Origin of the sequence: Mycobacterium sp. 155 (genome assembly GCF_000373905.1) — a bacterium.
Lineage (GTDB): Bacteria > Actinomycetota > Actinomycetes > Mycobacteriales > Mycobacteriaceae > Mycobacterium.
The window spans coordinates 2,237,266-2,255,921 of sequence record NZ_KB892705.1; the positions used below are offsets into that span (position 1 = coordinate 2,237,266).

The window sequence follows — 18,656 nt, forward strand, 5'->3', positions numbered from 1 at the left end:
CCGTCGATCAGTCGCTCGGCGTGCGATTACCGCCGCTGCTCGTCCACGCCGAGTTCGGCCAGCAGGCCCCGGATCCGCTGCTCGATCTCATCGCGGATGGGGCGGACGGCATCGACTCCCCGACCGGCGGGGTCGGGCAGCTCCCAGTTGAGGTACCGCACACCCGGGAAGAAGGGGCAGGCGTCACCGCAACCCATGGTGATCACCACGTCAGATGCCTCGACGGCGTCGGGGGTGAGGATCTTCGGCTTCTGGTCGGCGATGTCGATGCCGACCTCGGCCATCGCTCGCACGACGGAGGGGTTGATGGTGTCGGCGGGCGCGCTGCCGGCGGAGCGGACCTCCACCCGGTCGCCGCCGAGCGCGGTCAGGAACCCCGCGGCCATCTGTGAGCGGCCGGCGTTGTGTACGCACACGAACAGGACGGAGGGCTTGGACATCATGATTCCTTCGGAGTGAAGCGGGAGCGCAGGCCCAAGGACACGTAGACGAGGGCCACCAGGACGGGTACTTCGATCAGCGGGCCGACCACCCCGGCCAGCGCTTGGCCGGAGGTGGCACCGTAGGTGGCGATCGCCACGGCGATGGCCAGTTCGAAGTTGTTGCCCGCCGCGGTGAACGCCAGGGTGGTGGTCCGCTCGTAGCCGAGGTCCAGCACCATGCCCAGCAGGTAACCCCCGCCCCACATGATGGCGAAATATGCCAGCAGCGGCAGCGCGATGCGGGCAACGTCGAAGGGCCGGTTGGTGATCTGATCGCCTTGCAGCGCAAAGAGAATCACGATGGTGAACAGCAACCCGTAGAGCGCCCACGGCCCGATGCGCGGCAAGACCTTCGACTCATACCAGCCGCGGCCCTTGGTCTTGTCCCCGATGCGGCGCGAGAGGTAGCCGGCGGCCAAGGGGATGCCGAGGAAGATGAGCACGGATTTGGCGATCTGCCAGGGTGAGGTGGTGATGGTGGTCTGCGGTAGGTGCAGCCAGCCGGGTAGCACCGAGAGGTAGAACCAGCCCAACACGGCGAACATGATGACCTGGAAGATCGAGTTCAACGCGACGAGCACGGCGGCGGCTTCGCGGTCCCCGCAGGCCAGGTCGTTCCAGATGATCACCATGGCGATGCAGCGGGCCAACCCCACGATGATCAGCCCGGTGCGGTACTCGGGCAGATCCGGCAGCAGCAACCAGGCCAGGGCGAACATCAACGCCGGTCCGAGCACCCAGTTCAGCAGCAGCGAGGCGATCATCAGCTTGCGGTCGCCGGTGACCGTGTCGAGGCGGTCATAGCGCACCTTCGCCAGGACCGGATACATCATGATCAACAAGCCCAGGGCGATAGGCAGCGAAATCCCGTCGATCTGAACGCTTTCCAGCGCGGTGTTCAGACCCGGTATCCACCGGCCCAGCAGCAGCCCGACCAGCATGGCCGCGCCGATCCACACCGGCAGGAACCGATCCAGGGTGGAGAGCTTCGCGACGACCGGTTGGTGACTCGCAGAGGTCGATGCGGTCACTGCGGACCGCAGCAGACGGTGTCGTCGCCGGTGAGCAGATTCGGAGCGGCACCGAAGGTTTCGGCGTCGGCGAGCACGGTGTAGACCTCCCACCGCTCACCGCCCGGACCGGTCACCCACACCTTGTCTTGCGTCGCGAAGCAGCAGGTGGTGCCGATCTCCTCCTCGGTGAACATCCCGGCGTCAGTGAGGCGGACGATCTCGGCGTGCACGGTGGCGCTGGACTCGACTTCCACGCCGAGATGGTTGAGGGTACCGCCGTGACCGGGGTTCTCGATCAACACCAGTTTCAGCGGCGGATCGGCGATCGCGAAGTTGGCGTAGCCGGGCTTGACCTTGGCGGGTTCGGTGCCGAACAGCTTGGTGTAGAACCCGATCGACCCGTCGAGATCGTCGACGTTGAGGGCGAGCTGGATGCGGGACATGATGACGACCTCCCGAGCTTTGAGACGTATATCGAAACCGTTGACGGGACCGTTCTACCCACCTTTTCGACATATGTCAACGGGGTGCGTAGTATCGGACCATGCCCAAGGCCCTGCCCGTGATCGACATGACCGACCCGGTGTGCTGCTCCCCGGTCGCCGCGGCGCCGGCCGATGACGCCGCCGCCCTGGACGTGGCCATGCGCTTGAAGGCTCTCGCCGATCCCGTCCGAGTGAAGCTGCTGTCCCTGTTGTTCACGTGCGGCGAGCCGTGCACCACCGGGTCGCTGGCGGCCGCGGTCGATCTCGCTGAGTCCACGGTCAGCCACCACCTCGGGCAGCTCCGCACCGCCGGGTTCGTCACCTCGGACCGCCGCGGGATGAGCGTGCACCACACCCCGCGCCGCGACGCACTCACCGCGCTGTGCCGTGTGCTGGACCCCAACTGCTGCTGACGGCGGGGTGAACGGGCCGATCTCCTTGAAACCCTGAAGATCTCGCGCCGCGCACCCCCGCGGTGGACGCCGCGGGGGTACAGCTGCGGCATGACGAATCCGTACGACGACGAGCAGATCCACGACCAGGGTGACGAGTACAGCGACGAGGAGCGGCACCGCGATGAGTGACCTGATCGCGGAGATGCACCGGCTGCTCGACGCGTTCGTGGAGCTGGAACCGGACCTGCTTGAAGTCATGGTCGCGGAACGGCTGCTTCGCACGGCTCGGGACGCGATCAAGGCTGCGGTCGCGGCTGATCGCTGCAGGCAGGCGGACCCGTGTGAGTGCGGGCATGAGGATGTGCCGATCTGCTGCGTCGCCGGCGAGGTGACCCCGGACGGGAACGAGCAGATGCCCTGCCACGGAGACGGACCGCACCCCGAGATCGGCTGCTGGTGCGTGTGCCACGGCCCCGACTGCCCGGTCAGCGGCGGGAGCGTCTGCCGCTGCGACGTTGCCGATGAACCGGATCAGGGCCTGTATCTGCGGTCGGGTGTGGTTGCGGTTCCGAGCGACTGGGAGGTCTGATCCCGCGAGAGTGACTGTGCCCCTGCCCTTCCGGGTGGGGCACAGCTGTGTTCGGGGTGTCCGCTGTCTCTGTTTTGGAGAATCGTCGCGTTATCACTTTGGGGTTCAACGTAATTCGGCGTCGGGCGTGGGGTGGGTCACGGGTGCGAACGAGGGGCTGGATCGTGAATTCGTGTGCTACAGCTGGAGATACCAACTCAGCAAAGGAGTGACACATGGACAAGATCATGAACACGGCTTACGTCGAGCCGCCCGCCGCCGGTCTGGAGCTCGGGGTAACCGGTCAGGCCGTCCGCAACATGATTCACCGCGGCGAGCTGCCCGCGCTGCGGGTGGGCCGCCGGTTCAAGATCCGGCGCGAAGACCTCGACGCCTACCTCGCGGGCGCCATGGTGGTGGTCTGATGAACAACCTGTACTCGCGCCACTGGGAAAAGGACGGCGCCCACAGCAGCAACGCTCGCATCAACGTGGATCGTGCCGACGAACGTCTCGGTGTCCCGAGCGGCACCGTTGACGCGCTGCGCCGGCAGGGCCTGATCTGGGATCTATGGGGCACCGACGCCTCCACGATCCCGCTGCGCTCGATCCGCGAGTTCGAGGCCCGCAGCTGGGGCGACCTGCCAGGTCTGATCCTCGACACCAACAGGCTCTGGGACCGCGACCTCGGACGGGTGCTCCTCCAGGTGCTGGACACGTCGTCGACCCGCGGCTTCAAGGAGATCGAGAACTATCTGCGCGAGACGGGCGGCGTCGAGCACGCCAACAGCATCGCCCGGGTACGGGCCTACCAGGAGATGCGCGACGGAGCCGTACCGATCGACTTGAGGGGACTTCCACCCAGCTACACGAACCTGGTGGGTGGCTTCAAGGGAACCAAGATCCCGGTCCAGCAGGTAGTCGACTGGATCGACGCGAACTGGGGGCCGATCGTGATCCAGACCCTGGTCAAGACCATCGAGGAGAGCGACAACGCCGACTTCCTCGTCACCACCTGACCTGAACAACCCCCAGAAACGGCGAAAGCCCGGGTGTCGGAACCCGGGACTTTCAATGCCAACCGCCCCTGACAAGACGGAACCTCCGCGAAGGAAGGCCTATCCCATGGTCGCACAGAATCCGACCGATGCAACTGTCGGCGCGTCCGCGCCGACCCCGAACCCCAACGCGGACAACACCGCAACGTCGATCCCGTGGGGCGACATCGCCGCGGTGGGCCTCTGGCAGAGTGGCATCGCCAAGTGCGGCTGTGCCGAGCATCGGCACTCTGCCGATGACGGTTGGTTCGGCGGAGCGCCGGTCACCCTGCACAACCCGAACAGCTGTGGCAAGGCCCGCGGTGACGCCGAACTGGATCCTCGCCTCACCCGCCACCTCGGTGTGGTCGTCCCCGACGGTGCGGCCAGCGTGTCGGTGCCGCCGGAGGTGCTCGCAGGTGCCCTGCGCGGCATCCCGGCCGTCGAAGCGCTCACGGCGGTGGCCGCTGAACGGGAGGCGGAGGCCACGTACACGGCGGCTGGTATCGAGCGGATCGAGCGGCGGCTGGCTCTCGCAGCGGAGCTTGACGCCCGCGGCCTCGACGGAGATCTCGCCGCACGGCTGCGTGATCAGATGCCCCCTGCACGTACGCCTCGGCGGTACCTGCCGATCCTCCTCGACAGTGGGCGGCCGGTGCCCCGCTGCGGGACGTGCGGTCGCACCCGGCCCGCGGCAGCCGGAACGGGTGCTTCGAAGCCCGCTGCGGCGTCAGGGATTCCACCGATCGGCAACGTTGGTGCTCCGGCTCCCGCGACGTCAGGGGTTCCGCCGATCGGCAATCTCGGCGGTCCAGCGGCGTTCACCGTGCCGCCTGCGCCGGGTGCCGCTCCGGCTCCCGGCAGTGTCCCACCGATCGGCAACGTCGGTGCTCCGGCTCCCGCGGCGGGTACGGTTCCGCCCGCTGCGAATCGGCCGGTCGGTCCGGCACCCACCAACGTGCCGTTCAGCGAGTCCGACCTGGAGGGCGCTGAACTGGAGGACGCCCAGGCAGCGCTGAAGAGGGATCCCGACGATGTGTTCGCAGCGGCGACCATCAAGCGGCACGCGGAGAAGACGGAACTCCGGCGAACTCTCACGCCGTACCTGGACCGGATCCCCGACCCGGACACAGCCGGTGGCGAAGTAATCGCCGCGATGCGCATGACCCGTGCCGATCGCGACGAAGCCGTCGACGCCGCTCTCAGCGGGCGCCTGACCCTTCTTGACCTCCTGATCCGCGACCTCGCTCCGACAGCACGGGACGCGAAGTCGGCGTGGGAGCGCGTACGCGAACCCGAGACGTCAGGCGACCGGTACGTCGGCGGCGGCGCGTTCATTCACGGCATCCCGGAAACCACTCCGGCTATCTGGGGGTCCGGCGAAGATGTCTACTGGGCGGAGGGTGAGGCGACGATCGTCGCCGGATCGCAGGGCGTCGGCAAGTCCACGCTCGCCGGGAACCTGGTGCTCGGCATGATCACCGGAGGAATGGAGTTCCTGGGCTACCCGATCAAGAAGATCGACCGAATCCTGTACCTGGCCATGGATCGCCCGAAGCAGATCGCCCGCGCCCTCCGCCGGCAGCTCAAGCACCTCGACCAAGAGACCATCGACCGGCACCTGGTGATCTGGAAAGGCCCGCCGCCCGAGGATCTCGCCGCGCACCCCGACCGCCTCCTGGCCATGGCGGAGAAGGCCCGCGCCACCGTGGTGATCGTGGATTCCCTCAAGGACGCGGCACTCGGCCTGTCCAGCGATGAGGTGGGCGCCGGATGGAATCGGGCGCGGCAGACCGCACTCGCCGCGGGTGTCGAGGTGCTGGAACTCCACCACGACCGGAAGGCGAACGACACCTCAGCGCCGATGATCGAGAAGCTGTACGGCAGCGTGTGGATCACCTCAGGGGTGGGTTCCGTGATCCATCTCGGCGGTGAGCCCGGCGACCCTGTGGTCCGGATGTACCACCTCAAGCAGCCCGCGAACGAAGTCGGACCCTTCGATATCAACCACGACAACGTCACCGGAAAGATGACGATCCACGAGTCCGTCGATCTTCTCGGGCTGTGCCGCCAGCCCGGTGGGGTAAGCGCGAAGGCCGCCGCCGCAGCGCTGTACGACATGGAGCGCCCTTCCCCGGCACAGGTGGAGAAGGCGCGACGCAAGCTCAAGAAGCTGGCCGAAGAGGGCACCGTCACGGAGGCGATCATCGGCAGCGCCTCGATGTTCATCTCGACGTGAATCCGGACAAATAGGGTCACGGACCCCCTCACGCACGTTTTCGGCGGGCGACCTCACGTTTCACCTCACGCACCCTCACGCCCTCCGTGAATGCGCAGGTTACAGCCTCACGCAACCCCTCACGGAGGGTCACGCACGCCTCACGCGCTCGGGGGTCACGCGGAAGCCCCCCTTTAGAGGGGGCTTCCGTGACCCCCTGCTGAAGAAAATCAGAAACAGACCGCCGCCGATCCGCCGAGACGCCACCTGGTACTCCGCCGATTGAGAAGTTCTTCCGGGACTTCTCATCGCGCATGGAATCTCGTCACTCACCCCGCCGAGAACTCCAGCAGACCCCGCAGCGACGACTCCAGACCCCGCGCTGGTGATCGCCCACGGCCGATCACCGTGACGGTGGCGCTACTCCGCGTTCACGACCAGCGGCTTCACCGCGTGCTGCTGTCGCCAGGTGATCGGCGGCACGCCGTGCTGGCGCCGGAACGCCGCGACGAAGGAGTAGGGCGAGCCGTAGCCCACCCTCGCCGCGATGCCGGACAGGCCGAGGTCGGTGGTGCGCAGCAGGTCCCGGGCCAGCGACATCCGGTGCTCGGTGAGGTATTGCAGCGGTGGCTGGCCGAGCACCTCACCGAAGATCCTCGCGAACGCCGCACGGGACAGTCCCGCCACCGCCGCCAACCCGTCCACCGTCCACGCGCGTGCAGGTTCGTCGTGCATCGCCTGGAGCACATCACGCAGACGCGGGTCCGCCGCCGCCCGGTACCACCTCGGTGCGGTCGGGCTGTTGCGGAAGTCGCTGCGCAGGGCCAGCACCAACAGCACGTCGAGGAGTCGGTCCAGCACCGTCTGCTGTCCGGCGTCGACCACGGCGAGCTCCCGCGACAGCAGACTGATGACCTCCCGGAGAGGACCATCCGCGGCCGAGGAGAGCGTCAACACCGGCGGCAGCGCATCGACCACCCCGCCGGTGACGTCACCGGCGAAACGGTACGCACCACACAGGAACACCGTCGAACCGTGTTCGGGCTCCGGGAGCCGCCGACGGAACTCGTCGGGGTCCAGGCAGGCGGCCCCGGGCTCGTGCGCCAGATGATGCGGCACCCCGCCGCGCACCAGGGTGATCTCCCCCGGGATCAGCTCGATCGCGTCGCGCACATCCTCCCGCCACAGCCAGGCGCGGCCGCGGGTCACCGCGTGCACCGCCAACTCGATCGAACCGCCGAGCAGCAGCCCCCACGGCGGCGTCACCACGGTGCGGGCGAACACCGCGCCCGTGGCTCGTGCGCGCATCAGGTGGTCGTAGAGCAGGTCCACCCGAACCAGAGTGCGCGAGACGCTTCCGGCGGGCAAGCAGATGAGACGCTCGCGCAACGAATGGAGCTTTCGACGCATTGAACCGCCCAGCACCGGCACGGAACAGTGAGGTGCATGGACGACACAGGAGCGGTACTGGTTCTCGGCGGCACCGGCCGCACCGGATCACGCATCGCGCAGGCGCTTGCCGAGCAGGGGGTGCCAGCGCGCACCGCCTCCCGCAGCGGCAGCGAGGCGCGATTCGACTGGGACGACCCGCAAACCTACCGGTCGGCGCTCGACGGCGTGGACCGCGTGTACCTGGTGCCACCCACCATGCGGGTGCGGTTCGCCGATCAGGTTGCCGCGTTCCTCGACGCCGCGGTGGACGCCGGTGTCCGCCATGTCACCCTGCTCAGCGCGCACGGCGCGGAGAGCGCACCGTCGGTGATCGATCTGGCCGCCGTGGAGAAGCTCGTGTCCGAACGCGACGACATCACCCGCACCATCCTGCGGCCGGCCTGGGTGATGCAGAACTTCACCGACGAGCACCTCCCCCTGATCGACGACACCCTGATGGTTCCGAGCGGCGGCGGCGCCGAGGCCTTCGTCGACGCCGACGACATCGCGGCAGTGGCCGCCCGCACGCTGCTGGAACCGGCCGCCCACGACGGCGCCCGCTACCAGCTGACCGGTCCCTCAACACTGACCTTCAAGGAGATCGCGACCATCATCTCCGACATCAGCAGCCGGCCCGTGACCTACGTCGACATCGACCAGCAGACCTGGATCGACGGCGCGGTCGCCGCCGGCGCGCCCGCGGACTACGCGGCGATGCTGCAGTGGCTGACCGGCACGATCATCGACGGCGACGGTGCCACCCCCACCGACCACGTCGAACGCGTGCTGGGGCGCCCCGCCACCGACTTCACCACCTTCGCCCGCCGCAACGCCGCGGCGTGGACCCACTGAATCGAGGAGCAGAACGTGACCAAGTACATCAACGACGCGTCGGCCTTCGGCGCTAACGGGCCGTTCTTCGACGTGATCCGCACCGGACTGGCCGGGTTGGTCGACGGGGAGGACTACTTCGACCTGCTCGCCGAGGACGTCGTGTTCGAGTACGTGATCTCGGTGCCCGGGTACCCCCGCCGTGTCGAAGGCCGGGACGCGGTGCTGGAGCTGTACGGCGGATACGACGATTACATGACCCTTCACAGTGCCGACGGGCTGCGCGTGTACCGTGACCCGGCCGCGTCGGTGGTGATGCTGGAGTACGAGGTGCATGGGCATCCCGTGCACGGCGGGGACGCGTACGACAACCGCTTCGTCTCCATCATCACCGTGGCAGACGGGAAGGTGACGCATTGGCGGGACTACCTCGATCCGATCGCAGTGTTCAATGCCACCGGGTGGCCCACGGTGGGCTGATGCGCCGGCTCCCCCGCGAAGAAACCCCGGTGCACCACGCATCGGGGGTTTCTCCGGCTCTCACGGCGTTCGCTTCGCACCATCCAGCACACCCGGTTCAATATCCGATTGGCACGGTAGGATCGATTACAGACCCCGAAGTGAAGGACCCGCTGTGACCACCGACGACGCCACCCCGACCCCCGACGAGCTCATCTCCCGACCCGACGCCGGTCGGCTGCTCGGACTCAGTGCCAAGGGTGTTGACGGCCTGATCAAGCGCGGCGAGTTGCGCGCGTGGCGCGTCGGCACCCGAGTGAAACTGGCCGCCGCCGAGGTGAACGCCTACCTGAGCACGGCGCAGATCCGGCCGTAGCCGACGCACTCCACCAGCCCCCGTAGCCACCGCGGTGCGGGGGCTTTTTCGTGCCCACCGACGGGGAGGTCCGGCGTGGAACCGGTTCTCTATTTTAGAGAATAGCTGCTGGTCAGACACCACATCCTCACCTGAGAGCAGTCTTAGAGTTGGGCGCGATTGGTAGCTTTGGCACGATTGGCACGGTAGGCTTGATTGCAGCAAGCAAGAGACAGATCGAGCCAGGAGGACACCTTGACCGTCACCCTCACCACCTTCACCATCGACGACGTCTACGACGCCCTCGAAGCCCTCCCCGGCGCACACCCGGACCCGAAGCGGGTCGGCAACGCCGACGTGGCCCTGACCGTCACGGGCGCCGACCTCTCCATGGTCGAGACCTGGGTCCCGGCCCGTGTCTACTGGCCGCGTCGCGGCAACCCCGCCGCCGTCGCCGTGTCCGCCTACGTGACCTACGCCGAGGCCGAGGCCGGCGGCTGGATGGCCGCCTACGACTACATCGAGTTCACCGACCACGCCACCGCGGCGGAGGTCGCAGAGACGGTGCAGAAGCGGGCCGATGAGCTGGTCACGGAGGTGAACGAGGCGGCGCGGCTCGTGCTCGACGGTCGCCTGGCGGACGCGGCGCGGTTCGCGGAAGAGCACCGGATCAAATGGGAGCCGGCGGATATGTCTCTCGAGGCCATCTACGAAGAGCTGGACGTCGCCTGACCCGCCCGACAGCCCCGGTTGGACCGGCAGCGGGGTTCGAATCCCCGCCGGGGCACGCAACACATCGCCAACAGGAACGGAGCACGACCATGACCACCACCCTCACCGCCGAGTCCCCCACCGCCGCGCTGAACCCCACCGTCGTGTGGGAGGCCCTGCTCGACGCGCAGGGCGGGATCGGCGAGGTCCTCCCCGCCGAGCGGGCGCTGGAAATGGTGACCTGTCAGAGCGACGTGTTCGTGTTCGCCGTGGTGAAGCGCCGGTCGATCCGCGTGACCGCCTCCCGGTTCAGCGCCGATCACGTGACGGCCGAGCGCACGGTCAAGATCCGGCTCAACGAGTTCGATGGCCGCTACGACATGCGCTCCGAGGCCGGCCGGACCTACGCCGCCGCCGATGCCGCCGAGGCCGCTGTGGACGCAGCGGTGGCGCTGTCGCAGATGCTCATCCTCTCGGCTCCGAACGCCGACGCCGCTGTGGCGGCGTAGCCGACCAGTTCGGCAGCCCCGAAGGTCACCGAGGGCGGGTTCGACTCCCGCCCGGGGCACTGCGCCCGTAGCAATCCGGCTACAGGGTCAACAGCGGGCTTCGGCCCGGGAACGGAGAACGACACCATGACCATCACCGCCGAGGCCCCCGCCCAGTCGCACACCTGCCCGGACTGCCTGCACACCGCGCGCATCACCGCGGTGTCCGCCGGCCTGGACCCCGACCGGCTGGCTGCTCGGGTCCGCGCCGAGCTGTGTCGCTGGGCGGCCGACGACATCGACGCCGAGGTGATCCGCTTCGGCCCTGACCACGAGCTGATGGTCGACGTCGTCGGCCACGAGGTGTGGGAGGGCGAGTGGAACCGCTCCGCGGATCAGCAGCTGCGCTTGGCCCTCGTCCACATCGCCGCCGCACTGGCCGCCGGCGCGAAGCTCTGACCCGAAACACGAACGGAGACACCGTGAACACCACCGAGCCCCTCACCCTCCGCGGCGCGATCCTCGCCGAGATCGGCCCCCTCACCGGCGCGGAGGACTACGACATCGACGCCATCGAGGCCGAGCTGCGGCGCCTCGGCGTCACCGCCGAGCAGCTGCGCCTCCTCGACGCCGACGTGGACGGCCAGCTCGCGATCGACGCCGAGAACCTCAACGTGCTGCTCTGGCTCATCGCCGTGGAGCACGAGCGCCTCGCGCCCGTCGCCTGACCCCGAACCCCACCAGCTCCGGTGCGCCGCCGCCGGCCCAGATGCCCAGCGGCGCACCGGGTCCCACTTCCCGAGCACGAACACCAGAAGGAGATCGATCCCATGTCCCTGTCCGCCACCGTCTACTCCAAGCCGGGCTGCCCCGGCTGCACGTGGTCGAAGTCCCTGCTGTCCCAGCACGACATCCCGTTTATCGAGCACGACGTGACGACCGACCCGGCCGCCTATGACCGGCTGAGCGCCATCTACGCGGACGTCCGCCGCGGGCAGCCGATGGCGGTGCCGGTCACGGTGCTGATGTCGGAGCAGGGCCTGGAGACCGTCTTCGGTCCTGTCACGCGCGAGCACCTGCGCCGCTGGACCCGAGCGGCGGTGGCCGCGTGATCCCCGACATGAACACGACGGACCTGACGCGACCGGAGATGATCGAGCGCGTGCTGACGCAGTACGGGCGCATCGCGGCGATCGACGGCTACGGGTATCTGATCGGCTCCGTAGGCGACCATGGCATCTTCCTGGCCCCGGCCGGCGGCGACCTCACCGAGGAGATGTACGAGCTGTGCCACGTCGAGGCCGCCGCGGCGGGACTGAGCGACGAGCGGCTGTACGTGCACGCGGTGCGGTCGTTGATCTTCACCGACGACGTGGTCTTCAGCCACGTGCGTTGGACCGGGGCGGTGGCGGCATGACCGAGAAGCCAGGCGACCTGATCGACCTCCGCCACGCCGCGCGCCTTCTCGGACCCGAGCCGGTCGGCATCGCCGGACTGATCGCCGCGGGCATGCTCACCACGTACCACGTCGGCGGCATCGTGATGCTGTCCCAACAGCAGGTGATCGATCTGCGGTTCCGCGCGGCCGGTCTGATCCCGGCTGCGGAAGTCTGGAACAAGCCCGCACCACCGCACTGACCCACACGAAACAGCAAGCAGCCCGTCACCGTTCGGTGGCGGGCTGCTTCCGTTGCCGTGCCCGCGTTCTCCGCGGTGCTCGCGGTTATGCGATCGCATAACCGCTGACCCGACCCTCTACGTCGGCGCACCCCCGCTCACGCGTGGGCGAAATGTTCCGGTATGTCCCTGGCAGCAAAAAAAACTTCCCGATTCAGCTAACTTTCCATTTCCGCTGGTCGACGGTTCGACGTTCTCTAAAGCAGAGAATATACGCAGGTCAGACCCACTTTCTTGGTTGGATATCGTAGCCGTCATAGGTATCATTGATGTCATCAGCAACGCCCGAGGAGGAGCCAACATGGTCACCGTCCAGCCGACCGCCACCGCCACTGTCACCATCCGCAAGGCCGGCCGCCGCCACTACATCGACGGCGCCCCCTACTCGTCCCGCGCCACGCTCAGCAATGCCGGCTGCAAGTGGGACCCGGACGCGCGCGGCTGGTGGACCGGTAAGGCCGACGTCGCGGAGAAGCTCGTCGCGCACCTCACCCGCAACGCCCCCGACCCCGACGCCCCGGAGACGGTCTCGCCCGACGCCGCCGTGCTGAAGGGCCGCGCCAACTACAAGGGCAAGAGTTACTACGTCCTCGCCGCCGGCATCAGTGCCCGGACTGGTAACCGTTACGCGAAGCTCTGCTCCCGCGACGGCGCGCTGGTGTTCTGGGTGAAGGACTTCGAGCAGTTCCAGGTCGCGGTACGTTACGAGCGCCCGAGGAGCATCGACGGGCTGCGCCGGTTCGCCGAGGAGGCGAAGCGCGGCGGTGCCCGTCGGGTGAGCTACAACGGCTTCCGCGGCTGGGAGTGCGCGGGCTGCGGCGAGGAGCACGAGGAGAGCGTCGCCACCTGCTGGGAATGCGGCGGGAGCCGTGACTGATGCAGATCGCAGGTAGCACCGGCCGTCTCCTCCCGCCGCCGGAGCCGAAGCGGGAACGCCCCGCCGCGGCCCGGTGGTTCCGGGCCGGAGAGAAGGAGCCCTGGCGGCTGCAGGTGCGGCGCAGCGTGCACCGTCCCGGTCGCGCCGCGAAGGTGACCGGAGCCGGTCGAGCACAGAAGATGCTGGTGCTCGGCGACGTCGACGAGGCGCTGACCGTGGCGCACGCCCGCGACGGTTTCGTGATCACCACCTTCACCGATCCCGGTCTGCGCTCACCTCGGCAGGCGTCACGTCGCCTCCCGGCCGATCCGAAGGGACCGGTCCGGACGAACGAGCGGGGTGAGGTCATGGCGAGCGACGCGCAGGTAAACCGCGCCGCACAGCTGTGGTGGGACGCCGGGGATGGCGACTTCTGCGCAAGCAGTGGGGGCGTCATTCTCGCCCGGCCACAGGCCGGGTGGGACCTCCTCACCCGGGAGGAAATCAGCTGGTACATCGATCTTTTGAAGAAGGGGGCACGCGATGCGTGACGGCGACGTGAACAGGCGTGAGGGGTGGTGCCGCCGATGCCGGGGCATCATCCCTGCCGGGGCGGGCGTGTTCCACAAGCGGGCGCTGGTGCACGCCGAGGCGTGCCCGGAGCCGGAGGAGATCGTGCGGCCCAACCGGTACGCCGGCGCCTGCGACCTCTGCAACGGCTGGGTCGCCGAGGGCGAGGGCGTCGCGGTGCGGCAGGACACCTCGACCGTGACGGGCGCCCGGTACGCGGCCCGCCACGACGGCTACTGCCCGGCGAACGCGAAACCGGCGCCGGTCGAGGGCGGCTTCACCGCGCAGTGGACCGCCGCCAGCGTCGGCACCAAGATCGAACCCAACACCGTACACAAGGGCTGGGATCCGCACCCGTGGGTGCGCGAGCTCACCAAAGGCGTGCACGGCGAGCAGCGGTACCGGTGGATCCGCGGCCGGCGCGACTACTCCGGCGTGTCGCCGGACGGCAGCGCGGGCATCACCACCAGCTTCACCCTGCGCCACGGCCACATCTATGAGGCTGAGTGTGTGGTGCGGACCCCCGGGCGCGGGCAGATCCACAACGCCCGCCGCCGCATGTTCTTGCAGGTGACGGCCGACGGTGACGTGAAGATGCTGGCCGAGGGCTCCGAGGAGGTGCAGACGTGGCTGGCCGCGGGCTGAGCGCGAACAAGCGCGGTCTCGGGATCGACGTCCTCACCGCCGCGCAGCAGCGCCTGGCCCGCACCTTCGACGACTTCCCGGTGGTCTACTGCTCGTTTTCGGGCGGCAAGGACTCGGGTGTGATGCTCGAACTCGCCGCCCGGGAGGCCCGGTCCCGGGGCCGCAAGCTCGGGGTGCTGATCGTCGATCTCGAGGGCCAGTACCAGCACACCATCGACTTCATCTCTGCCATGTTGACCCGCCACGCCGACGTCGTCGAGCCGTTCTGGGTGGCGCTGCCGCTGAACCTGCGCAACGCCGTGAGCCAGTTCCAGCCGCACTGGCAGTGCTGGGACCCGACCAAGAAGGCGCAGTGGATCCGGCCGCTCCCGCCCGGTCCCGGCCTGGTGTCCGATCCGAAGTTCTTCCCGTTCTTCACCCGCGGCATGGAGTTCGAGGAGTTCGTGCCGCGCTTCGGCGAGTGGTACTCGCAGCGGCATGGCGGCAAGCTCACCGCGTGCCTGGTCGGCATCCGCGCCGACGAGTCCCTCAACCGGTACCGCACCGTCGCGAGCTGGCGCAAACGCACCCACGAGGGCCTGCAGTGGACCACCTGGATCGGCGACGGCCTGGTGAACGTGTACCCGATCTACGACTGGCGCACCGAGGACATCTGGCGCTTCAACGGCCGCGAGAAGGTTCCGTACAACCGCGTGTACGACCTCATGCACCAGGCCGGAGTCAGCATCCACCAGGCGCGCCTGTGCCAGCCGTACGGTGACGATCAACGAAAGGGCCTGTGGCTCTTCCACATCATCGAACCGGACACCTGGTCGCGGGTCGTGTCGCGGGTCCAGGGCGCAAACTTCGGCGCGATCTACGCCACTCACACCGGCAACATCCTGGGGCGCGTGAAGATCGAGAAGCCGCCCAGCTGCGACACCTGGCAGCAGTACGCCACCGCGCTGCTCGCCTCGATGCCGCCACCGACAGCGGACCACTTCCGGGACAAGATCGCGAAGTTCCTGCACTGGTACGAGACCCGTGGGTACCCGGGCGGGATCATCCCGGACGACGGCCCGTTGACGAAGGACTCGCCCAGCTGGAAACGCATCTGCAAGTCGCTGCTGTCCTACGACTACTGGTGCAAGGGCCTGTCGTTCAGCGTCCCGGTGAACACCCGCAGCTACACCAGCTACAAGAACTACATGCAGCTCAAGCGAAGGGAGTGGGGCTATGACGACCTCACCAGAACTGCTCACCTTGACTAACGTCGACCGGCGGTTCTACCCGCTCATCGGCCCGTTCCTGGGCCGACGCGAGGTGCACCGCGCCATCGGCAGCGCGGTGTACGACGACGACGACAAGACCTGGATCATCGCCCGCAAGGGCCGGAGGGTCACCGGATTCATCGCCTACCGCGCCCAGCGCGGCGTGATCGCAGCGGAGAGCTGCTACATCGCCCGCCGCAACGGTGACCACGAGGACCCCGCGGTGCGGGAGACCCTGCTGCAGAAGCTGATCGAGGTCAGCCACCCGTCGCCGCTGACCGCAATGGTGCCCAACGAGGTGACCGACGTCTACACCGAACTCGGGTTCACCGAACTGCCGCCGAAGTCCACAAAGAACTTCACCTACCTGATCAGGAACGCCGCATGACCATCCTCGACGACGCCGAGAAGCTGTTCGCGCAGCTCGCGGCTCTGCCCGTGCAGGAACGCATCGACACGATCAACGCGCTTCGGCAGGCCCTGCACCAGCACTCACCGCTGCGGGATCAGCCCATCGACTGCGTGCTGTGGGTCGACGCCGAGACCGTGCACGGCAACGCCTACAACCCGAATTCCGTTGCGCCACCGGAGATGCGGCTGCTGGAACGCAGCATCGAGGCCGACGGATTCACGCAGCCCATCGTGACCTGGCGCGCCGCCGCCGCCGAGGGTCTGGAGGTGGTGGACGGCTTCCATCGGCACCTCGTCGGCAAGGGCAAGGCGGTGGCCAGGCGGCTGCACGGGCGGCTTCCGGTCACCGTCGCGAACGCGGACCGCACCGACCTGCCCGACCGAATGGCGAGCACGATCCGCCACAACCGCGCCCGCGGTGAACACCGCGTCGAAGGCATGAGCGAGATCGTCGTCGAACTCGCCCGCCGAGGGAAGACAGACGAGTGGATCGGCACCGAACTCGGCATGGACGCCGACGAGGTACGTCGGCTGCGGCAGGTCGGCGGCATCGCCGAGATGTTCGCCGACGACGAGTTCAGCGAGGCCTGGGAAGCCGACACCTGGAAGCAGTGACCACCCCGACCACCAGAGACCACAAGGAGAACCCCATGCCCGCCCCCGCCCCGCCGCCCGGATACGTCACACGCCACGGAGCAGCGAAAATCTTGGGCTGCTTCATGCAGAAGGTCACCGCGATGATCAAGCGTGGCGAGCTGACCGCCTACGAGCTCGACGGCGTGGTGCTCGTGAAAGAGACGGACGTGGCCGCGATCGCCGCCCGCACGCCCCGGCCGCTCACCCCCGACGAGGTGCAGTCGCTCAACGACTGAGAGAGGTGCCTCGACCGCGCAACATCAAGCAGCCCCCGCCAATGGCCGGGGCTGCTTGATGTTGCGGATCCGCTACTTCACCGCCGCCGGGTCCTCGGATGCCTCCATGGTGACAGGTCCGATCTCGATGGGACCGGCGGCCGGCGCGTGGGTGAAATGTCCCGGTATGTCCCCGCGCGGCAAGAAGTTTTCTGAATCCAGCTAACTCGATATTTCCGCTGGTGGCACCCGGTAGGCGCCTGCATCCCCTCTCTAAAACAGAGAAATAATAGCAGGTCATAGCCACTTTCTCAATTGCGCGCCCGTCAAGGATTCTGTACCATCGATTGTAGCAAGATCCAGAACACAGCAAACACAAGGAGCACCCCCAATGAGCATCACCGCATACGGCACCTGGACCACCATCATCGACAGCTCCTCGGCTGGCTTCGCGCACTCGGTGGCCACCTCCCTGGGCAGCTTCGTCGATGACTTCGATGTCGACGCCATCATCAGCGACTACCACGACGCCGTGGCCGCGGCGGTGCGCGCCGAGTGCGACGTGGACCTGTCCGGCAGCGAGTTCCTCGGCGAGTACCCGAAGCCCGAGGGCATCAACGAGCAGATCGCCGCCGCCGTCGAGGGCGTCGACTTCTGGGCCATCGTCCAGCGCCACGACATCAGCGGCGCCGCCTGACCCACCAGCTAGGTAGCCCCGAACGGTTCCACCGCCGAGAGGCGACGGCCACGGTTCGAACCCGCGGCGGGGCACGCAAGACCACATCACCTGCACGAAACGGAGAACACCGCCATGTCCGAGACCAAGACCCGCACCGAGGCGAACCGCGCCAAGCGGCACCGCCAGAAGACCAACCGCGCCGAGCGTGATCGCATCGAGCGCGCCAAGCCGCTGGGCCTGACCCTCGACGCCCACATCACCAGCCCGCGCCTGATCGCGAACGGCAACGGCGCTTGGGAGGGCACACTGCGCGAGCTGCTCGAGCTGGACTGGGTCATCGGTGGAGTCGACCGCGCCGGCGAGGTGGTCGGCCGCATGATCGCCGACGGTCGCATCGTGGACGTACCGCGCGACGAGGACGGATTCGTGGCGGAGGAGTACGAGTACCCGATGCTCGAGCAGGTCGTGCACCTGCTCGGCTACGGCGACATCGAGGACCTGCTGGACGACCCGAACGTCGCCATCGCCGCCTGACCCATCGCTCACGCGTCTCGCCCGACCCCGGAGGTTCCCCATGCGCCACGGAGAGCGCACCCCCACCACCGCGTGCACCGCCATCCCGCCGGCCTATCGGATCGCCGCCGACGACGACTGGCTCACCACCGCCGAGGTCTGCGCCGAACTGGAGTGCACCCGCGCCAACGTCTCCCTGCTCGTCAAGGCCGGAAAGCTTCGGGCCGAGCGACACGGATCGTCGCCCACCTCGCCCTACCGCTTCCGCCGCAGCTGGATCGAGGCGTACAGCTCCCGTAGGACGCCGGACATGCTCACGGTGCCCGAGGCGGCCGCCGAGATCGGAGCCTGCGTGGACACTCTCTGGCGAGCCCTCAAAGAGGACCGTCTGGAGGGTGTGCGGGTCGGCTCGCGGCGGTACATCCGCCGGGACGATCTGGAGGAGTACCGGAAGTTCCGCGATACGCGCTGGGAGCGCCGCGTCGTCACCTTGCGAGAACAGCGTCGGCGAGAGGTGGATGAGCTGCATGCGGCCGGTTTCCTCGGCGTTCAGGAAGCGGCCGAGGAACTCGGTGTGCACCGCGTGACGGTGCAGAGGTGGATCACCGCGGGGATGCTGGGCAGCGAGCGGCTCGGGTGGCGGTACGGCATCCGCCCCAGGTGGATCGAAAAGTTCCGCGCCGAGCACCCGTCTCACTGACTCCGAACACGAAGCACCCCGCCACCGAGAAG

At 68.0% G+C, this 18,656-nt stretch carries 27 protein-coding genes and 1 pseudogene; 25 read left to right on the top strand and 3 right to left on the bottom strand.

The annotated features are described in order from the left end of the window. Positions 1-26 precede the first annotated feature (26 nt). Together arsB and B133_RS0110570 are read right to left on the bottom strand one after the other, a co-directional pair. Positions 27-1,513, bottom strand: a pseudogene (gene arsB, locus B133_RS0110565) (ACR3 family arsenite efflux transporter). Then, on the bottom strand, positions 1,510-1,938 hold the full coding sequence (locus tag B133_RS0110570) for an ArsI/CadI family heavy metal resistance metalloenzyme (protein WP_018600941.1): 429 nt from the start codon (positions 1,936-1,938) through the stop codon (positions 1,510-1,512). Before B133_RS0110570 ends, arsB begins: the two are co-directional and overlap by 4 nt. A 101-nt stretch (positions 1,939-2,039) precedes the next feature. Here B133_RS0110570 and B133_RS0110575 point away from each other — a divergent pair, with 101 nt between their 5' ends. From B133_RS0110575 to B133_RS23320, 5 genes are all read left to right on the top strand, one after another. Then, a complete protein-coding gene (locus tag B133_RS0110575) occupies positions 2,040-2,393 on the top strand; it encodes an Rv2640c family ArsR-like transcriptional regulator (RefSeq protein ID WP_018600942.1) in 354 nt (117 codons plus the stop codon). Between the two features lie 163 nt (positions 2,394-2,556). Then, complete coding sequence (locus B133_RS0110585; protein WP_018600943.1) at positions 2,557-2,964, top strand: hypothetical protein; 408 nt, start codon at positions 2,557-2,559, stop codon at positions 2,962-2,964. 215 nt (positions 2,965-3,179) lie between these two features. After that, positions 3,180-3,368 (top strand): excisionase family DNA-binding protein, encoded by a 189-nt coding sequence (locus B133_RS0110590; RefSeq protein ID WP_018600944.1) that lies wholly within the window; start codon positions 3,180-3,182, stop codon positions 3,366-3,368. Then, positions 3,368-3,961, top strand: coding sequence for a hypothetical protein (locus B133_RS0110595; protein WP_018600946.1), 594 nt, complete (start codon positions 3,368-3,370; stop codon positions 3,959-3,961). The genes B133_RS0110590 and B133_RS0110595 overlap by 1 nt, the downstream gene beginning before the upstream one ends. A gap of 106 nt (positions 3,962-4,067) precedes the next feature. After that, the gene (locus B133_RS23320) at positions 4,068-6,218 is read left to right on the top strand and encodes an AAA family ATPase (protein ID WP_018600948.1); all 2,151 of its coding nucleotides are present in this window, start codon (positions 4,068-4,070) and stop codon (positions 6,216-6,218) included. A gap of 399 nt (positions 6,219-6,617) precedes the next feature. On the opposite strand, the gene B133_RS0110605 is transcribed toward B133_RS23320, so the two are convergent. Further along, positions 6,618-7,586, bottom strand: coding sequence for an AraC family transcriptional regulator (locus B133_RS0110605; protein WP_198290993.1), 969 nt, complete (start codon positions 7,584-7,586; stop codon positions 6,618-6,620). Positions 7,587-7,643: 57 nt separating this feature from the next. Between B133_RS0110605 and B133_RS0110610 the strand changes: the two genes are divergently transcribed. The 20 genes from B133_RS0110610 to B133_RS0110710 all read left to right on the top strand — a co-directional run bounded on the left by B133_RS0110610 (position 7,644) and on the right by B133_RS0110710 (position 18,624). Further along, entirely contained in the window at positions 7,644-8,480 is an 837-nt protein-coding gene (locus tag B133_RS0110610) for an NmrA family NAD(P)-binding protein (RefSeq protein ID WP_018600951.1), read from the top strand. Between the two features lie 15 nt (positions 8,481-8,495). Continuing rightward, entirely contained in the window at positions 8,496-8,939 is a 444-nt protein-coding gene (locus B133_RS0110615) for a nuclear transport factor 2 family protein (RefSeq protein WP_018600953.1), read from the top strand. A gap of 154 nt (positions 8,940-9,093) precedes the next feature. Next, complete coding sequence (locus B133_RS0110620) at positions 9,094-9,294, top strand: excisionase family DNA-binding protein (RefSeq protein ID WP_018600955.1); 201 nt, start codon at positions 9,094-9,096, stop codon at positions 9,292-9,294. A 234-nt stretch (positions 9,295-9,528) separates the two neighbouring features. Next, the gene (locus tag B133_RS0110625) at positions 9,529-10,005 is read left to right on the top strand and encodes a hypothetical protein (RefSeq protein WP_018600957.1); all 477 of its coding nucleotides are present in this window, start codon (positions 9,529-9,531) and stop codon (positions 10,003-10,005) included. 89 nt (positions 10,006-10,094) lie between these two features. After that, positions 10,095-10,493 carry a hypothetical protein gene (locus B133_RS0110630; RefSeq protein WP_018600959.1) on the top strand — a complete coding sequence of 133 codons (399 nt, stop codon included), beginning with the start codon at positions 10,095-10,097 and terminating at the stop codon, positions 10,491-10,493. 126 nt (positions 10,494-10,619) lie between these two features. After that, entirely contained in the window at positions 10,620-10,931 is a 312-nt protein-coding gene (locus B133_RS0110635; RefSeq protein WP_018600961.1) for a hypothetical protein, read from the top strand. 23 nt (positions 10,932-10,954) lie between these two features. Then, positions 10,955-11,200, top strand: coding sequence for a hypothetical protein (locus B133_RS0110640; protein ID WP_018600962.1), 246 nt, complete (start codon positions 10,955-10,957; stop codon positions 11,198-11,200). A 102-nt stretch (positions 11,201-11,302) separates the two neighbouring features. Further along, entirely contained in the window at positions 11,303-11,584 is a 282-nt protein-coding gene (locus tag B133_RS23325; protein ID WP_018600964.1) for a glutaredoxin family protein, read from the top strand. Between the two features lie 8 nt (positions 11,585-11,592). Beyond that, positions 11,593-11,889 (top strand): hypothetical protein, encoded by a 297-nt coding sequence (locus B133_RS0110650; protein ID WP_157625833.1) that lies wholly within the window; start codon positions 11,593-11,595, stop codon positions 11,887-11,889. Further along, positions 11,886-12,110, top strand: a complete 225-nt coding sequence (locus B133_RS0110655) for a hypothetical protein (protein WP_157625835.1) — start codon at positions 11,886-11,888, stop codon at positions 12,108-12,110. The genes B133_RS0110650 and B133_RS0110655 overlap by 4 nt, the downstream gene beginning before the upstream one ends. Before the next feature lie 340 nt (positions 12,111-12,450). Next, complete coding sequence (locus tag B133_RS0110660) at positions 12,451-13,026, top strand: hypothetical protein (protein ID WP_018600970.1); 576 nt, start codon at positions 12,451-12,453, stop codon at positions 13,024-13,026. After that, complete coding sequence (locus B133_RS0110665; protein WP_018600972.1) at positions 13,026-13,556, top strand: hypothetical protein; 531 nt, start codon at positions 13,026-13,028, stop codon at positions 13,554-13,556. Before B133_RS0110660 ends, B133_RS0110665 begins: the two co-directional genes overlap by 1 nt. Then, entirely contained in the window at positions 13,549-14,220 is a 672-nt protein-coding gene (locus B133_RS0110670) for a hypothetical protein (protein WP_018600974.1), read from the top strand. Before B133_RS0110665 ends, B133_RS0110670 begins: the two co-directional genes overlap by 8 nt. Beyond that, positions 14,202-15,470 (top strand): phosphoadenosine phosphosulfate reductase, encoded by a 1,269-nt coding sequence (locus tag B133_RS0110675; RefSeq protein WP_018600975.1) that lies wholly within the window; start codon positions 14,202-14,204, stop codon positions 15,468-15,470. The genes B133_RS0110670 and B133_RS0110675 overlap by 19 nt, the downstream gene beginning before the upstream one ends. Then, entirely contained in the window at positions 15,436-15,858 is a 423-nt protein-coding gene (locus tag B133_RS0110680) for a hypothetical protein (protein ID WP_018600976.1), read from the top strand. Before B133_RS0110675 ends, B133_RS0110680 begins: the two co-directional genes overlap by 35 nt. Further along, positions 15,855-16,496 (top strand): ParB/RepB/Spo0J family partition protein, encoded by a 642-nt coding sequence (locus B133_RS0110685; protein WP_018600977.1) that lies wholly within the window; start codon positions 15,855-15,857, stop codon positions 16,494-16,496. Before B133_RS0110680 ends, B133_RS0110685 begins: the two co-directional genes overlap by 4 nt. 35 nt (positions 16,497-16,531) lie before the next feature. Continuing rightward, positions 16,532-16,753: a helix-turn-helix domain-containing protein gene (locus B133_RS22645; protein WP_036419129.1), complete on the top strand. Its 222-nt coding sequence runs from the start codon at positions 16,532-16,534 to the stop codon at positions 16,751-16,753. Between the two features lie 370 nt (positions 16,754-17,123). Then, a complete protein-coding gene (locus B133_RS0110700) occupies positions 17,124-17,429 on the top strand; it encodes a hypothetical protein (protein WP_018600983.1) in 306 nt (101 codons plus the stop codon). 114 nt (positions 17,430-17,543) lie between these two features. Next, positions 17,544-17,945: a hypothetical protein gene (locus tag B133_RS0110705; protein WP_018600984.1), complete on the top strand. Its 402-nt coding sequence runs from the start codon at positions 17,544-17,546 to the stop codon at positions 17,943-17,945. Positions 17,946-17,985: 40 nt separating this feature from the next. Next, positions 17,986-18,624 (top strand): helix-turn-helix domain-containing protein, encoded by a 639-nt coding sequence (locus tag B133_RS0110710; protein ID WP_018600986.1) that lies wholly within the window; start codon positions 17,986-17,988, stop codon positions 18,622-18,624. Positions 18,625-18,656: the final 32 nt, after the last annotated feature.

What these genes read in the sequence shown, in the direction of transcription:
- B133_RS0110710 (WP_018600986.1), top strand. Translation starts at nt 17,986, where the DNA reads ATGCGCCACGGAGAGCGCACCCCCACCACCGCGTGCACCGCCATCCCG.
- B133_RS0110685 (WP_018600977.1), top strand. Translation starts at nt 15,855, where the DNA reads ATGACCATCCTCGACGACGCCGAGAAGCTGTTCGCGCAGCTCGCGGCT.
- B133_RS0110575 (WP_018600942.1), top strand. Translation starts at nt 2,040, where the DNA reads ATGCCCAAGGCCCTGCCCGTGATCGACATGACCGACCCGGTGTGCTGC.
- B133_RS0110660 (WP_018600970.1), top strand. Translation starts at nt 12,451, where the DNA reads ATGGTCACCGTCCAGCCGACCGCCACCGCCACTGTCACCATCCGCAAG.
- B133_RS0110595 (WP_018600946.1), top strand. Translation starts at nt 3,368, where the DNA reads ATGAACAACCTGTACTCGCGCCACTGGGAAAAGGACGGCGCCCACAGC.
- B133_RS0110630 (WP_018600959.1), top strand. Translation starts at nt 10,095, where the DNA reads ATGACCACCACCCTCACCGCCGAGTCCCCCACCGCCGCGCTGAACCCC.
- B133_RS23325 (WP_018600964.1), top strand. Translation starts at nt 11,303, where the DNA reads ATGTCCCTGTCCGCCACCGTCTACTCCAAGCCGGGCTGCCCCGGCTGC.
- B133_RS0110570 (WP_018600941.1), bottom strand. Translation starts at nt 1,938, where the DNA reads ATGTCCCGCATCCAGCTCGCCCTCAACGTCGACGATCTCGACGGGTCG.
- B133_RS0110590 (WP_018600944.1), top strand. Translation starts at nt 3,180, where the DNA reads ATGGACAAGATCATGAACACGGCTTACGTCGAGCCGCCCGCCGCCGGT.
- B133_RS0110635 (WP_018600961.1), top strand. Translation starts at nt 10,620, where the DNA reads ATGACCATCACCGCCGAGGCCCCCGCCCAGTCGCACACCTGCCCGGAC.
- B133_RS0110665 (WP_018600972.1), top strand. Translation starts at nt 13,026, where the DNA reads ATGCAGATCGCAGGTAGCACCGGCCGTCTCCTCCCGCCGCCGGAGCCG.
- B133_RS0110610 (WP_018600951.1), top strand. Translation starts at nt 7,644, where the DNA reads ATGGACGACACAGGAGCGGTACTGGTTCTCGGCGGCACCGGCCGCACC.
- B133_RS0110700 (WP_018600983.1), top strand. Translation starts at nt 17,124, where the DNA reads ATGAGCATCACCGCATACGGCACCTGGACCACCATCATCGACAGCTCC.
- B133_RS0110655 (WP_157625835.1), top strand. Translation starts at nt 11,886, where the DNA reads ATGACCGAGAAGCCAGGCGACCTGATCGACCTCCGCCACGCCGCGCGC.
- B133_RS0110585 (WP_018600943.1), top strand. Translation starts at nt 2,557, where the DNA reads ATGAGTGACCTGATCGCGGAGATGCACCGGCTGCTCGACGCGTTCGTG.
- B133_RS0110680 (WP_018600976.1), top strand. Translation starts at nt 15,436, where the DNA reads ATGACGACCTCACCAGAACTGCTCACCTTGACTAACGTCGACCGGCGG.
- B133_RS23320 (WP_018600948.1), top strand. Translation starts at nt 4,068, where the DNA reads ATGGTCGCACAGAATCCGACCGATGCAACTGTCGGCGCGTCCGCGCCG.
- B133_RS0110650 (WP_157625833.1), top strand. Translation starts at nt 11,593, where the DNA reads ATGAACACGACGGACCTGACGCGACCGGAGATGATCGAGCGCGTGCTG.
- B133_RS22645 (WP_036419129.1), top strand. Translation starts at nt 16,532, where the DNA reads ATGCCCGCCCCCGCCCCGCCGCCCGGATACGTCACACGCCACGGAGCA.
- B133_RS0110705 (WP_018600984.1), top strand. Translation starts at nt 17,544, where the DNA reads ATGTCCGAGACCAAGACCCGCACCGAGGCGAACCGCGCCAAGCGGCAC.
- B133_RS0110670 (WP_018600974.1), top strand. Translation starts at nt 13,549, where the DNA reads ATGCGTGACGGCGACGTGAACAGGCGTGAGGGGTGGTGCCGCCGATGC.